The following is a 13,116-nucleotide window of genomic DNA, read 5'->3' as shown; positions in this document are numbered from 1 at the left end:
AAGTCGAGAAACCGTGGCGCCATGGTTTCTCGACTTCGCTCGAAACGAACGGAACAAGGAATATGCAACGCGACAACGCGACGCAGGGCGGAGGATGTCCTAAAGCGCCGCCAGCGCGTCCACCGCCTCCTGCCGCCCCGCAAAATTGGTAGCCGCTGCCTGCCCCAGCGCCAGCTTCGCATCATCCTTGCGCCCGGCGGCGGCATAGGCCTGCCCCAGATGGAGTTGCAGCACAGGGTGACCGGGCGCCAGCGCCACCGCTTTTTCCAGCAGATCGACCGCCGCCGGTCCCTTGTCGCCGGTGCGCAGCAGCGTCCAGCCATAGATGTCGGCGGTCATCGGGTTGGCGGGCATCAGGCGATAGGCATGGGCGGCATAGGCCAGTGCGGACGGGCGATCCCCGGTTTCCAGCGCGGCGCGGGCGAGGTCGGCCATCAGGACGGCGTCGCCATTCCCGGTCTGCGCCCGCACTGCCTGCAACAGGCGCAGCGCGGCGCGCCAGTCCTGCCGCTGCATGGCGACGGCGGCGGCAAGGCGCTGGGCTTCGGCGTCATTGGGATGCTGGGTCAGGAAGAGTTGCACGACCTGCGCCGCGCGCACGGCATTGCCCGCCTGCCCCCATGCCGCGGCAAGACGCATGGCGGCCGCCCGGTCGAACCGGATATTGGCAGCAGCCTCATAGGCGCGCGCGGCGTCGGCCGGGCGGCCCGCTGCGCCCAGCGCGTCACCGTGGATCAGCCAGGCGTCGGGCGCACCGGGATTGGCGCGGCTCAGCGATTGGGCGCGCGCCAAGGCTTCGCCGCTGCGGCCAGTGCTCAGCAGCGCCCGGATATAGGGGATATTGTCGCGCGCGGTGGCAGTGCTGGCGGGCGGCGGCCCGCTGGCCAAAGCTGCGTCGCGGGGGCTGGCGAAGGAATCGGCGGCAGCACGCACCGGCCAGGCGGCGCGGGCCAGCATGTCGGCGGCCATCGCCCGGTCGCCCAACCCCTCCTGCGCGCGCGCGGCTAGCGTCAGCACATAGGGATCGGCATCGCGCTGCGCGACGATCGGCGCCAGCATCGTCGCGGCGGCGGCATAATCGCCGGTCAGATATTGGGCGCGGGCCAGCAGGGTGCGGGCGTTGCGATTGTCGGGCTGCGCCGCCACAAGCGGGGCCAGCGCCTCGGTAGCAAGGACGGCGTTGCCCTCCTGCAAGTTCAGTACGCCGCGCAGCAGACGGGTCGCCGGTTCATCGTCCAGCTGGCCCTGGGTCCGGTCCAGCAGCGAACGGGCCAGATCCGCCTTGCCCGCGCGCGCCGCCATCACCGCCTGCATCATCCAGGCGCGGGCATTGGCAGGGTCCAGCGCCAGGATGCGGCGCGTGAGGGCAAGCATCGCGCTGGCGGACCCGGCATCGGCCAGCGTTGCGGCATATTGCTCCATCGTCGGGATCGAATCGGGGCGAACCGCCAGCGCCCGGTCGAACCAGGGTAGCGACGCCGTCAGGCCATATTGGGCGCGGGTCAGCTCCCCGCGCAGCGTCAATGCCCGCGCATCGGCAGGGTTCAGCGCCACCGCCCGGTCAGCCGCCGCAATCGCCCCCGCCTGATCGCCGGTCGCCAGCCGGAATCGGCCAAGCTCGACCCAGTTTTCCGCATCACCGGGCGCGATCGCCAGCGCGTTGACCAGCGCTTTTTGCGCTCCCGCCATGTCCCCCTGCGCCATGGCGGCCCGCGCGATGACACGCGCAGCCATGTCCAGGTCGCTGTCGGGCACATCGGTGGCGCGCGCTTCCCTCAGCGCAGCGGCGGCATCGCCCTGCAACAACAGCGCCTGCGCCATGACGGCGCGGGTCTGCGATGGCGGCGCACCCAATGCGCGGGCGCGGGCCGCTTCGACCTGCGCCCCTGCCCCGTCGCCCAGTTCCACCAGCGCGCGCGCCTGCGCTTCCCGCGCGACCACGGATCGCGGCGCGCCCTTGATCGCATTCATCAGTTCGATCCGCGCCGTGCGCGCGTCACCCCGGTCGAGCGCCGCCAGTCCGCGCGCCAGCGCGGCGCTGCCGTCCCGCTCATGCACGCGCCATTGCCACAGGCCCGCCACGCCCAGCAGCAGGACGATGATCCCGGCGATCAGGACGATGCGCGTCCGGCTCATGCCTGCATCTGATATTGTTTGAGCAGATCGTAGAGGGTCGGGCGGCTGATCCCCAATATCTTCGCCGCGCCCGATATATTGCCGTCGGTGCGGGCGATGGCGCGGCGGATGGCGCGACGGTCGGCCATTTCGCGCGCGGCCTTCAGGTTCACGACCTCACCCCCGGCGGCGCGTTCCTCGTCCAGGTCCAGATCGGCCGCCGTCACCAGCTTGCCATCGGCCATGATGACCGCGCGCTTCATGCGATTTTCCAGTTCGCGCACATTGCCCGGCCAGGGCCAGGCGTCGAGCGCAGCCAGCGCGTCCGGGGCCAGCCCCTTGACCTGCGGGTTCATCTCTCGCGCGAAGCGCGCCAGGAAGTGGCGGGCCAGCAGCGCCGGATCGCCGGGCCGGTCCTTCAGCGCGGGTATGCGGATGACGATTTCGGCCAAGCGATAATAGAGATCCTCGCGGAAGCTGCCCGCCGCGATCATCTCCTCCAGATTCTGGTGGGTGGCGCAAACGATGCGAGTATCGACCGCTATCGGGTTGCGACCGCCGACCCGTTCGATCGACCGTTCCTGCAGGAAACGCAGCAATTTGACCTGGAGCGCCAGCGGAATGTCGCCCACTTCGTCGAGGAACAATGTGCCGCCCTGCGCCTGTTCGATCTTGCCCGGCGTCGTCTTGACCGCGCCGGTGAACGCGCCCTTTTCATGGCCGAACAGTTCCGATTCGAGCAGCGTCTCAGGGATCGCCGCGCAATTGATCGCAACGAACGCCCCGTTGCGGCGCGGGCTGGCATCATGCAGCCCCTGCGCCAGCAACTCCTTGCCAGTGCCGCTCGCCCCCAGCAGCAGGACGGAAACCTGCGCGCTCGCAACCCGCTCGATCGTGCGGGCGACCTTCATCATTTCGGGCGCGGCGCTGATCAGGCGGCCCAGCACCCGCCCATCATCCGGCGCGGTGTCGGCCAGCCGGGCATTTTCCCGCTCCAGCGCATGAACATGAAAGGCACGGCGGACGATCATGCCCAGTTCGTCAATATCGACCGGCTTCTGGTAAAAATCATAGGCGCCGCCCGCAATCGCATCGAGCGCGCTTTCCCGCGCGCCATGGCCGGACGCGACGATCACCTTGGTATCGGGCTTGATCCGCAATATCTCCGCCAGCGTCGCAAAACCCTCGCTGGTGCCGTCCGGGTCCGGCGGCAGGCCAAGGTCCAGTGTCACGACATCGGGCGTTTCCGCGCGCAACATCTCGATCGCTTCGTCCCGGTCGCCCGCTATGAACAGCCGATAATCCTCATAGGCCCAGCGCAACTGGCGCTGGAGACCCGGATCGTCCTCGACGATCAGCAATTTGGGGCGGGTGTCGCTCATCAGGCGGCTTTCTCTTGTCTGTCGTTCCGGGGGGCGAGCGGCAGGCGCAGGGTGAACCGGCTGCCAACGCCCATCTTGCTTTCAACGTCGATCCGCCCGCCCATGGCCTGCGCCAGCGCGCGCGCCTCGAACGCGCCAATGCCAAAGCCGCCTGCCTTGCTGGAGGAAAAGGGCTTGAACAGATCACGGCGGATATATTCCGCGCTCATGCCCCGGCCATGGTCGATAATCTCCACCAGCACGTCGCTGGCATCGGCGGACAGGCGCAGATCGACCGGACTGTCGGGCGCGCTGGCGTCGATGGCGTTCTGAAGCAGATGGGTGAGTATCTGTTCGACCCGCGCCGGATCGGCCAGTGCCAGCGGCGCTGTGCCGACGACATTGACCGGATGCTGGCGCGCGCGGGTGCGGGCGACCTGATCGGCCATGTCGCGCAGGGACAGCGGACGGGGCTCCTCCGCCTTGCCCTTGTTATGCTGCGACAGGCGGGCGAGCATATCGTTCATCTTGCCGACCGATTCCTGGAGCGTCAGGATCATGTCGGCGCGGAAATCCGGGTTGTCGGCATGGCGCTGCGCATTGCGGGCGAGCAGCGAAAGCTGGCTCACCAGATTTTTCACGTCATGGATGATGAAGGCGAACCGGCGGTTGAACTCCTCGAACCGCTGCGCATCGTCCAGCGCCTGCTGCCCCTGCGCCTCGCTGATATAGGTTGCGGCCTGCCGCCCGGCGGTGCGCAGCATGTCGAAATCCTCCCAGTCGAGCCGCCGGTCGATCGGCGGGCGGGCGAGCAGGATCGCGGCGATCAGGCGGCCATAATGGACCAGCGGCACCAACGCCCAGGCGCGCCGGTCCTGCGTCAGCCAGTCGGGGAATATCAGCGCGCCATCGCCAGCGCGGGGTTTGCCAAGATCGATGATCCAGCCGCTCTTTTCCCAGGCCGCCACCATGTCGGGCGTCAGCGCAGCGCCATCGGGTAGGCCGCCGTCCCAGTTCCAGTGCGCCTCGAACGTCAGCGCATCCTGTTCGTCGCGCAGCATCAGCATGGCAGCGGGCGAGTCGGTGATGTCGGCGACCGCCTTGGCCACGCGCTCGCCCAGTGGAGCGGCATCGTCGCCGGGGCGGCCGATCGTCTCGCCAAAACGCATCCATTCGGTGCGATAATCATAGCGATGCTGGAAGAAATGCTTGGCGACCTGCACCTTCCACAGCGCGCGCATCTGGGGCGATGGCAACAGCACCAGCGCGGTGACGGCGGTGAAGAATACGGCGCCGATTTCCACCACGCGGGCATAGGGGCCAGCGATCAGTTCGATCAGGATCGCCGCTGCCGTCAGGACGATGACGTAGAGCGCGATGGCGAACAGCGAGAGCGACTGAAAGGTCAGCGTTCGCGAAAGTTTCAGGCGGCCCGCCATATCCTTGTGCATGCCCACCGCGATCACGGGGGCCAGCAGCGCCATCAGCACGCCGCGCAGGGCGTAAAGTTCGCTCACCCTGGCGGGCGCGAAATAGCAGAGCACATAGAGATTGAGGTCATAGGTCCACATCGCCGCCAGCGCGCCGAGCAGCAGCGCCACCCCGACCCGCTCACGCGAGGGCCAGTTGGTGTAGAGATGATGGACCAGCAGCAGGCTGCCGATCGCGGTCATCATCCGCAGCACCAGCGACACGTTGACCAGCGCGCGATGCATCTCGCTGTCGGGCGACAATTGCCGCCAGATCAGATCGGTCGATGTCAGGAGCAGCAGCAGCCCCGCAACAGCGGCGTAAAGCGCGCTGATCGCCAAGATCGGTCCCGCCCGGCCCACCGGCCCGCGCCGCAGCATGACGAACATCGCCAGCAGCCAGGCGGCATTGCGTATGCTTTCGCCGATGCCGCTCAGCGGTTTGGAAACGCCGCCAAAAGATATGTAGAGCGCCCAGCAGCTGGTGAGCAGCAGCGCGACCGCCAGCATGCGCGGTTCAACGGCCTCTTCCCGCCGCCGCAGGATGAATATGCCCAGCGCCGCAAACAGCACGGCCGCCAGCGCATGGCCCCAATCGCCGACAAATTGAAGCAGCGTGCCCATATCGTGCGCCTCAGCGCGCGCCGTCGGGCCAAAGGACAACCCGCAACGTCTGGATCAGGATCAGCAGGTCCAGGAACGGCGTGTAATTTTTGGCGTAGTAAAGATCATATTCCAGCTTGTGCCGGGCATCCTCGATCGACGCGCCATAGGGATAGTTGATCTGCGCCCAGCCTGTGATGCCGGGCTTCACCATATGGCGTTCGGCATAATAGCGCAGATGCTGTTCCAGATCCTCGACGAACTGGCGGCGTTCGGGGCGCGGGCCGACGAAGCTCATTTCGCCCTTCAGCACGGTCCAGGTCTGCGGCAGTTCGTCGATCCGTAATTTGCGCAGCCAATAGCCCAGGCGGGTGATGCGCGGATCGTCCTTTTCGGCCCAGACCGCCTGTCCATCGACTTCCGCGTCGGTCCGCATGGTGCGCAGCTTCACGATCCAGAATTCCTGGCCGAACAGGCCGACACGCTGTTGCCGGTAGAATGCCGGCCCCTTGCTGTCCAACTTCACCAATATCGCCGCGATCAGGATGACCGGACCGGTCAGCGCCAGCAGCAGCGCACTGGCCAGAATATCGAACAATCGCTTGGCGAAGCTGGATATGCGGCGACCGGCGGAAAAGCCGTCCGAAAAGATCAGCCAGCTGGGATTGACGCTGGCGAGGTCGACGCGCCCTGTCTCCCGTTCCAGAAAGGTCGACAGATCGTTGACATGGACGCCGGTGGTCTTGATCCGCAAAAGGTCCGCCATCGGGATGGCGTTGCGCCGTTCCTCCAGCGCCAGCACCACTTCGCTGGCGTTCAGGCGAACGACGAAATCGGACAGGTTATAGATGGCGCTGCGGTTGATCGCTTCCTGCACCACCTGCGGCCCGTCATTCATGGCGATATAGCCAACGACGAGATAGCCAGCGCCCTTCTTCTTTTCCAGTTCGCGGATGCGATCGGCGCGATTGCCCGCGCCCAGCACGACGAGCCGCCGCTTGAACGCTTCGCCGCCCAGCATCGAGCCAAGCACCAGCCGGACCGCCAGCAGCAGACCCATCGCCAGCCCCATGGCGTAGAGCGAATTGGAGCGCCACAGCGTCATGCCGGGCAGCAGGAAATAGAGAACAGAGAGGAAAATGACGCCCAGCGACACCGCGACCAGCAGGCGCGCAAAGGCGAATCGGATGGATTGCAGCGCTTCTGTGCCATAGACGCCGACCGCGATCATGCCGGTCTGGATCGCGACGGCGAAGCTGAGCAGTGGGCCCATGCGGGTCATCACATGGTCGATATCCATGCCGATCTGGCGCGCGCGCAATATCCAGCCGCCCTCCGCCGCGCACAGCAACAGCACGAAATCGAGCAGCCCCAGCAGCAGCACGGCATGCGGCACATAATGTTTGAACAGCCTGATCATCGTCGCACTATCGGTCCCGGTGGTGTCGGACTTGGCCTTACAATGACTGTAAGAAAATCCGACAGGGCCATACCCTGCCCGAAAATGGCAAAGAAATCCTGAATCTGTGCGCCAATCGCGGTCAACCCCATGTTTAGCCATGGGGATTATCGGCTCTTAAAAGCCTCGCCTTCGCGCCGATCGGGTCCGACGCAGGATTATGGGCGACCCCCGACTGCGAAGGGATCGGCTTTGTGTGATGGGATTGGGGGTGGCGCGCGCGATGATTGCACGCTCCAGCCGCTTTACAGTGTCAGCCTATCGCGCCGCTATTGATCCGCCGCTTTCGATCCGTTGCCGTCGCGTAATTTGTCCGCCGCATTCTTGGCCGCGTCCCCGACCAGCTTAGCCGCATCATCGACCGATTGCGCAGCGCTCGTCACGGCTTCGGCCTGGCGATCATCGCGACGATCGTTGGTCAGATAGAAAAAACCGATGGCCAAAATCAACGCGAGCGCAACCAGCGCAAACACGACCCCGCTGCCACGCGATGGCTCGGTGGTGGTGAAATGAGGCGGCGGATCGTCCCGTTCTAAGGGGGTATCGCCCATATTGCGTCTCCTTATGCGAGCTACAACGGGCAAGGTCGGGCGATCGTTCCGGTCAGTCCTCCAGCGGGCCATGATCGCGGCCCCGGCTGAGCCGATCAACATCATCCATGATTTCGTCCAGCACCGCCGTTTCGGTCGTTTCCTGGCTGCGGCGCGATGGCAGTTCCCCGCTTTCGAGGATCTGCTCCAGCGCGGCACGACCGCGGGCCACGCGGCTCTTGATAGTACCGACGGCGACGCCGCAAATTTCGGCGGCCTCCTCATAGGCGAAACCGCCAGCGCCCACCAGGATCAGCGCCTCGCGCTGCGGCTGGGGTAGCTGTAGCAAGGCGCGCTGCATGTCGCTCAGTTCGACATGCTTGTCCTGCGACGCAGGTGCCGCAAGGATGCGATCAGCGGTCAGGTCGTCCCAGTCGCCACGAAAGCGCGAACGGCGCATTTGCGACAGATAATGATTGCGCAGGATGATGAAGGTCCAGGCGCGCATGTTGGTGCCAGCCTGAAAGCGCTGCCGCGCCGCCCAGGCCTTCAACAGGGTTTCCTGCACCAGATCGTCCGCCGTATCGCGGTTGCCCGACAGCGACCGGCCAAAAGCGCGCAGATGCGGAATGACCGCGGCAAGCTCACGCTTGAAGTCGGCGTCCGACAGTGGCGCCCGGTCTTCGGCCGACACAATCTCTGCGCCGATAGCATCGTGGCTGTCGCCAACATGATCAGTCATGGGTACGCCCCCCTTGCTGGTTGCCGTCCTCATCCCATGAACCGACATCGTCAAAGCCATAAATGCGCCCGCATCCTAAATCATGTGCCGTCAAAAAGCAGTTTCCGCAATCCGCGCCGTCAGCGCCAGAGAACGAAGAGCATCACGATGACGGCGAGTGCCAGCGAAATACCCAGCACATACCGCACGACATGCTCCGTCGACCCGCTGCGCGCGTCTTCGGTCGCGATATGCTTTTCAGGTTCAACCATTGCCCGTCTCCCGATCGTTACGCCTCATTAACGCCAGCGATGATCGGGAGTTCCAACATTGCGTCATAAAGGCGGCGCCGTTCAGGCCGGCGCGGTCGCCTCGTCAAAGAATAAAGCCTGCGAAATCGCTGCCTTGACGGTCGATCGCTGGAACGGCTTGGTGATCAGGAAGGTCGGTTCGGGCCGTTCGCCCGTCAGCAGCCGTTCCGGAAAAGCGGTGATAAAGATGACCGGCACGGAGAATTCGGCAAGAATGTCCTTCACCGCGTCGATGCCGCTGCTGTCGTCGGCCAGCTGAATGTCCGCCAGCACCAGCCCCGGACGATCGGCCAGCGCTTCACGCACCGCATCCTCCGCCGTTACGGCGATGGCGGTGACGTCATGCCCCAGATCGCGGACGATGGTTTCGATGTCCATCGCGATGATCGGCTCATCCTCGATGATCAGCACCTTGGCGCGTGTCTGCGCCTCGATCTCGCCCAGCGCCTCTTCGACCAGCGCTTCCACATCGGCGCTGCTCATATCGATCAGATAGGCCACATCGTCGATGGTGAAGCCTTCCAGCGCAGTGAGCAGCAAAGCCTGACGCGGCAGCGGGGTCAGGCGGGCAAGGCGCGCCTGCGCAATCGCTTCGCGGCTGCCGCCGACCGACATCGGAATATCTTCCAGATGCGAAGAGGACCAGATGGCGTGGAAGGTACGATACAGGCCCAGACGAGGATCGACGTCGGACGGAAATTCTTCCGGCGCGGCGACGATCGCCTCCAGCGTCGCGCGGACATAGGTGTCGCCATGCGCCTGGCTGCCAGTCAACGCACGAGCGTAGCGCCGCAGGAACGGAAGATGGGGGTGCAATTGCTGTCCAAGCGACATCGTCAAATCTTCTCCCTGCCCAAAATGGGCGTAAAATCCCGAAGCATCGGTGCCGGCCTATGGCGGCGGCATGGGAAAGGATGGAATGTCACTGCCGTCATGGCAACCCCCTGCCCCCAAACATAGCCAAAAGCGCGGCCGTAGAAAAAATGCTTCACTCGCCGGAACCATCAACGGGCAGATTTGTTTCGCAGCCATATGGATTTTTCGATTTTATCGTGAATTTTGTATCAATCGCGTAGAACGGCGAATTGACGTTCTATAAGAATCCCGCAAATACGGGCAGACTGGCGTGTCGGATATTGCTTCAGAGGGGCTGATTTTGGTTTCTTCATCGACGGAACGTAAGGCGGCGGGAGGGGGCAAGCCGGATGGCGTGACCAGCCCGGACAGCGGCCAACCTGCCGCTTCGTCACGCCGCAAGCGTGCCCCCAAGGAAGATGGCCATGTGTCCCAGGCGCTCCGCACCGTGTATCAGCGCGCCGTGGATGAAGATATTCCCTCCGAAATGCTCGACCTGCTGAGCAAGCTGGACTGATACAGCCATAAACGGGGGCAGCCTTCCTCCGGCCGCCCGCACCGGAGCCGCCCGATTGCCGGGCGTGCCGTTTGCCGGTCTGCTCCGGTCAACGGGCGTCAAGATGTTCCTCATCCTGACGCTGGCCCTTTTGCCGTTGGGGCTGATCGCGCTGATCGCCTCGCTTCAGGCGATCCGCACCGCCGATCTTGAAAAGGACGCCTTGCTCCGCGTCGCCGTGACGCAGAGCGCGCGCAAGCTGACGGCGGATCTGCTATCGGACCGGACGGCACTGGAACTGACCGTCAACACCCTGGCCAACGACGGTGGCGACCAGAGTATCTGCCAGCGGCTGGAGCTTTTCCTGACCTCGCATGACCGCGATGGCGGGCTGTTTTACATCTACGACCGGCGCGGCAAGCGCCTGTGCGGATCAGCCGCGCCGGAACCGGCTGGCATCGTCTTTGGCGCCCGCTTCAAGGGCAGGGCTGCGCAACTCCTGCCCGCATCGAACGTGCTGGTAAGCCGGGTCCGCAGCCGCAATGGCAAGCTGGTCGGCCTTGCCTATTATTCGCAGGCCCATCTCGAAAGCGTCGCCGATCCTGCAACCGCCTTGCAGAACCGGCAGCTCACCCTGCGGCAGGGCGACGCGCGCATGGTCATCAGCCGTCCCGGCGGCGCGCAGATCACTGGCCGCGCCAGCAGCCTGTCGGCGCGGCTCGACCCGCCCGACATGGTGCTGACCATGACGGTGCGCGACCCGCCGGCGACCCTGGCGCGATTGCTCTCGCTCTTCCTGCCGCTCGTCATGTGGTTTGCGGCCGCGGCGGTCGGCTGGTTCGTCGTCAATCGCCTGTTGATCCGCCCGCTGGTGCTGCTGCGCCGTTCGGTTGCGGCCTATCATCCGGGCGAAGTGCTGGAGCCGCTGCAAAAGGTACGCACCCCGGCGCAGGAAATTGTCGCGCTGGGCGAAACCTTCCGCGAAATCAGCGAGGATGTCGCCACCCATGAAGCGGAAATGGCGCAGGGGCTGGAAACACAGCGCAAGCTGACCCGTGAAGTGCATCATCGGGTGAAGAACAACCTCCAGATCATCGCCAGCCTGATCAACCTGCACGCCCGATCGGCCCATGATCCCGAAGCGGTCGAAGCCTATGCCTCGATCCAGCGGCGGGTCGATGCGCTTTCGGTCGTCCACCGCAATCATTTCGCCGAGCTGGAGGATAATCGCGGCGTGGGCGTGCGCCCGCTGATCAGCGAATTGTCCGCCAGCCTGCGCGGCACAGCGCCCGCGCAGGCGCGCCGCTTTGGCATTCAGATCGACGCGGACGACCTGCATATCAGTCAGGATGTTGCCGTGCCGATCGCCTTCCTGCTGACCGAACTGGTCGAACTGGCGATGATGCTGGACCCCCAAGGCACGATGCGGATCGCGGTACGGGCAGTGGCGGATCGCGACGATCGTGCGCTGCTGAGCGTCCGGTCGCACGGGCTGCGCGGATCGGACGCTATGACGGTCCATCTGGCCGAACGCTATGGCCGGGTGCTGACCGGCCTGTCGCGCCAGCTCCGCGCGCCGCTGGACCATGACGCCGAAGAGGGCGGCTACAAGATCGAGATCAGCGTCATTCCGTGAAGCGCGAAAACATCACTGCCCCCCGTTGGGAGCATGACCCATCGCTCAGGCGCGTTGGTAATCGCGGCGGAAATCGGCGGCGAAGGCTGCGAATTGCCCGGCCGCGATCGCGTCGCGGATCGCCTGCATCAGCGATTGGTAGAAATGGATATTATGCTGCGTCATCAGCATCGCGCCCAGCATTTCCCCCGCCTTCACCAGATGATGGAGATAGGCGCGGCTCCAGGTCGTGCAGACCGGGCAGGTGCAGCGCGGATCGAGCGGCCCTGTATCTTCGGCAAAGCGCGCATTGCGGATGTTGAGCGGTCCCGCCCAGGTAAAGGCCTGTCCGTTGCGGCCCGACCGGGTCGGCAACACGCAATCGAACATGTCGATGCCGCGCTCCACCGCCCCGACAATATCGTCTGGCTTGCCCACGCCCATCAGATAGCGCGGCTTGTCCTGCGGCAGCATGTCCGGCGCGAAATCCAGCGTGGCGAACATCGCCTGCTGCCCTTCCCCCACCGCAAGGCCGCCCACGGCATAACCGTCAAAGCCGATGTCGATCAGTTGCTGGGCCGATTGCCGCCTTAGCCCTTCGTCTAGCGATCCCTGCTGGATGCCGAACAGGGCCGCGCGTTCCGCATGATCGCCGCCAGCGTCAAAGCCGTCGCGCGAACGCCTCGCCCAGCGCATCGATCGCTCCATGGAACGCGCCGCCTCGTCATGGGTGCAGCCGTTTTTCGTGCATTCGTCGAACGCCATCACGATGTCGCTGTCCAGCAACCGCTGGATTTCCATCGACCGTTCCGGCGTCAACATATGCTTGGACCCGTCGATATGGCTGGAAAAGGCGACGCCCTGCTCGCTCATCTTGGTCAGTGCGGACAGGCTCATCACCTGATAGCCGCCGCTGTCGGTCAGGATCGGCCGGTCCCAGCCCATGAAGCCGTGCAGGCCGCCCAGCCGCGCCATACGCTCCGCGCCAGGACGCAGCATCAGATGATAGGTGTTGCCCAATATGATGTCCGCCCCGGTCGCGCGCACTTCGGCCGGGCGCATCGCCTTGACAGTGGCGGCGGTGCCGACCGGCATGAAGGCGGGCGTACGGATCTCGCCGCGCCGCATCTGGATCGCGCCAGTGCGCGCTTTGCCGTCAGTGGCGGCGATGGAAAAGGAAAAACGGGGCTGGGTCACGCGCGCCGTTTATGAGCGAACGGGCGCTGGCACAAGGGTTCAGCCCGCCTTGCGCACACCTTCAAACAGCATCAGCGCATCGACGTTGAAGCCTTCGACCCGGCGATAGGGACCGATGAAGCGCAGGCAGTCCGCCGACAGGCGCAACGGCCATGCCGCACCCGCCGCATCGTGGAGGGCCAGCGTGACAAATTTGGAGTCCTGATCGCGGTCGTTCATTCGACCGTTGCTAATTAATAAAGGTTAACAAAGGCCTGAGCGACGATCAACAGAGGCCATGGCAGGTCGATTTGTTGCATTTCCACCACAGCGAGTCGCATTCGGGCCGATTTGTGACGACGCGTTTGCAACAGTGCTGAGCAAAAATAGTTAACGCTCTGTTCA

General features: G+C 64.8%; 12 protein-coding genes. 2 read left to right on the top strand and 10 right to left on the bottom strand.

Translation table 11 applies throughout. The annotated features are described in order from the left end of the window. Positions 1-99: 99 nt before the first annotated feature. The 8 genes from SX1_RS02365 to SX1_RS02330 all read right to left on the bottom strand — a co-directional run bounded on the left by SX1_RS02365 (position 100) and on the right by SX1_RS02330 (position 9,403). Positions 100-2,136, bottom strand: a complete 2,037-nt coding sequence (locus SX1_RS02365; RefSeq protein WP_019051751.1) for a tetratricopeptide repeat protein — start codon at positions 2,134-2,136, stop codon at positions 100-102. Further along, the gene (prsR, locus tag SX1_RS02360; protein ID WP_017184353.1) at positions 2,133-3,497 is read right to left on the bottom strand and encodes a PEP-CTERM-box response regulator transcription factor; all 1,365 of its coding nucleotides are present in this window, start codon (positions 3,495-3,497) and stop codon (positions 2,133-2,135) included. The genes SX1_RS02365 and prsR overlap by 4 nt, the downstream gene beginning before the upstream one ends. Then, positions 3,497-5,569 (bottom strand): XrtA/PEP-CTERM system histidine kinase PrsK, encoded by a 2,073-nt coding sequence (gene prsK, locus SX1_RS02355; protein ID WP_026149424.1) that lies wholly within the window; start codon positions 5,567-5,569, stop codon positions 3,497-3,499. The genes prsR and prsK overlap by 1 nt, the downstream gene beginning before the upstream one ends. Before the next feature lie 10 nt (positions 5,570-5,579). Next, entirely contained in the window at positions 5,580-6,968 is a 1,389-nt protein-coding gene (locus SX1_RS02350) for a TIGR03013 family XrtA/PEP-CTERM system glycosyltransferase (protein ID WP_017184355.1), read from the bottom strand. A 308-nt stretch (positions 6,969-7,276) separates the two neighbouring features. Then, a complete protein-coding gene (locus SX1_RS02345) occupies positions 7,277-7,558 on the bottom strand; it encodes a hypothetical protein (RefSeq protein WP_019051749.1) in 282 nt (93 codons plus the stop codon). A gap of 52 nt (positions 7,559-7,610) precedes the next feature. Then, complete coding sequence (locus tag SX1_RS02340) at positions 7,611-8,279, bottom strand: sigma-70 family RNA polymerase sigma factor (protein WP_019051748.1); 669 nt, start codon at positions 8,277-8,279, stop codon at positions 7,611-7,613. 119 nt (positions 8,280-8,398) lie between these two features. Beyond that, a complete protein-coding gene (locus tag SX1_RS24735; protein WP_017184358.1) occupies positions 8,399-8,530 on the bottom strand; it encodes a hypothetical protein in 132 nt (43 codons plus the stop codon). An 81-nt stretch (positions 8,531-8,611) separates the two neighbouring features. Then, complete coding sequence (locus tag SX1_RS02330; RefSeq protein WP_019051747.1) at positions 8,612-9,403, bottom strand: response regulator; 792 nt, start codon at positions 9,401-9,403, stop codon at positions 8,612-8,614. 292 nt (positions 9,404-9,695) lie between these two features. On the opposite strand from SX1_RS02330, the gene SX1_RS22330 reads away from it, so the two are divergent. Together SX1_RS22330 and SX1_RS02320 are read left to right on the top strand one after the other, a co-directional pair. After that, positions 9,696-9,941: a NepR family anti-sigma factor gene (locus tag SX1_RS22330; protein WP_130752523.1), complete on the top strand. Its 246-nt coding sequence runs from the start codon at positions 9,696-9,698 to the stop codon at positions 9,939-9,941. A 103-nt stretch (positions 9,942-10,044) separates the two neighbouring features. Then, complete coding sequence (locus SX1_RS02320) at positions 10,045-11,556, top strand: sensor histidine kinase (protein ID WP_043145163.1); 1,512 nt, start codon at positions 10,045-10,047, stop codon at positions 11,554-11,556. 45 nt (positions 11,557-11,601) lie between these two features. Here the strand turns inward: SX1_RS02320 and tgt are convergent, their stop codons facing one another. Together tgt and SX1_RS02310 are read right to left on the bottom strand one after the other, a co-directional pair. Continuing rightward, complete coding sequence (gene tgt, locus SX1_RS02315) at positions 11,602-12,732, bottom strand: tRNA guanosine(34) transglycosylase Tgt (protein ID WP_019051744.1); 1,131 nt, start codon at positions 12,730-12,732, stop codon at positions 11,602-11,604. 39 nt (positions 12,733-12,771) lie between these two features. Next, the gene (locus SX1_RS02310) at positions 12,772-12,951 is read right to left on the bottom strand and encodes a hypothetical protein (RefSeq protein ID WP_019051743.1); all 180 of its coding nucleotides are present in this window, start codon (positions 12,949-12,951) and stop codon (positions 12,772-12,774) included. Between the last annotated feature and the right edge of the window lie 165 nt (positions 12,952-13,116).

This window comes from Sphingobium xenophagum NBRC 107872 (assembly GCF_000367345.1).
Taxonomy (GTDB): domain Bacteria; phylum Pseudomonadota; class Alphaproteobacteria; order Sphingomonadales; family Sphingomonadaceae; genus Sphingobium; species Sphingobium xenophagum.
Note: the sequence above shows the minus strand (reverse complement) of the source record. Positions and strands in the feature narration are given on the sequence as shown.